The organism is Ectothiorhodospira lacustris, assembly GCF_022227785.1.
GTDB classification, from domain to species: Bacteria; Pseudomonadota; Gammaproteobacteria; order Ectothiorhodospirales; family Ectothiorhodospiraceae; genus Ectothiorhodospira; species Ectothiorhodospira lacustris.
Genome location: NZ_JAJNQM010000160.1, coordinates 1 through 1,382, shown reverse-complemented (window position 1 = coordinate 1,382; position 1,382 = coordinate 1). Strand labels below are relative to the sequence as shown.

At 60.6% G+C, this 1,382-nt stretch carries 1 protein-coding gene; it reads right to left on the bottom strand.

The window, feature by feature from the left end:
- Positions 1–29: 29 nt before the first annotated feature.
- Positions 30–1,283 carry an IS256 family transposase gene (locus LQ952_RS15805; RefSeq protein ID WP_238623572.1) on the bottom strand — a complete coding sequence of 418 codons (1,254 nt, stop codon included), beginning with the start codon at positions 1,281–1,283 and terminating at the stop codon, positions 30–32.
- Between the last annotated feature and the right edge of the window lie 99 nt (positions 1,284–1,382).

Here is a 1,382-nt window from a genome sequence, read left to right as displayed (position 1 = left end):
GAGTTATTGTCAAATCTGGTGTACGACGGTCAGGCGGCCTTCCTGTCTGACTGATCGATTACTTGCTCCCCGTCCTGGAACTTGACGTTGTTGACGACCAGTTCCAGCTTCTGGAAATGCTTGATGCGTCTCCAGCGCTTCTGGGCGCTCTGAAGCAGCTTGAACACCATCGCCAGGGTCGTCGCCCGGGATCCACAGTTCCGGCTGCGTTTGGTCCGCAGGCGAACCGTGGAGAAGGTCGATTCAACCGGGTTGGTGGTGCGGATGTGCACCCAATGCTCCGCCGGGTAATCGTAAAACGCCAGCAGTTCATCCCGGTCCTTGTTCAGGCATGCCATCGCCTTGGGGTACTTGGCCTCGAAACGCTTCAGGGTGCGATCAAAGGCCTTGTGAGCCCCTTCTCGGGTCTGCGCCATCCAGATTTCCTGGAGGTCAGACTTGACCTTGGGCTGCACCGACTTGGGCAGCTTGTTGAGCACATTCGCCGTCTTGTGAACCCAGCAACGCTGATGGTCCGTCTGTGGATAGATCTTACTCAGCGCCGCCCAGAATCCCATGGCACCGTCACCCACGGCCAACTTGGGACCGGTGGTGAGGCCGCGTTCCCGCAGGTGGGTGAGTAGCGCCTCCCAGCTATCTGCCGACTCGCGGAACCCATCCTCAACAGCCACCAGCTCCTTGCGACCGTGCTCGGTGACTCCGATGATCACCAGCAGGCACAAACGGTCATCCATGCGCACCTTGCTGTAGATGCCGTCGGCCCACCAGTAGACGTAGCGACGGTCTGACAGGTTCATCTGCCGCCACGTGGTGTGCTCGTCCTCCCACTGCTTCTTGAGCCGTGACACCGTGTTGGCCGAGAGCCCCTTGGCCTTCTCGCCAAGCAACGCCCCCAGGGCCTCCTGGTAGTCCCCGGTGGAAACCCCCTTCAGGTAGAGCCAGGGGATCAACTCCTCAACACTGCGAGCCCGTCTCAGGTAGGGCGGCAGCAGACTGCTGTTGAAGCAGGCGCCACCCCCGCTGCGGTCACGCACCTTGGGCACTTTGACGCTGACATCACCGATCCCGGTCTGAACCGTGCGTTCAGGCAGGTGACCGTTACGAACCACGGCCTGACGCCCATCCTCGAGGCGCTTCTCGGCATACTGCGCCAGGAAGGTGGCCAGCTCGGCCTCGACCGCCTGGGTGATCAGGTCGCGGGCACCCTGGCGCAGCAGCTCGTGCAGCGGATCCGTGGCCTGCGGTTCTGGTTGTGAAGCAGCTTGAAGGGTAGACTTGGTCATGGCGTATCCGTTTTTGTTGATTGAGATCTTGGTCGTGATCAATCAACAGGATACGCCACCCTTCCTTCCCCCCCCATACACCAGATCTGACTTTAACTC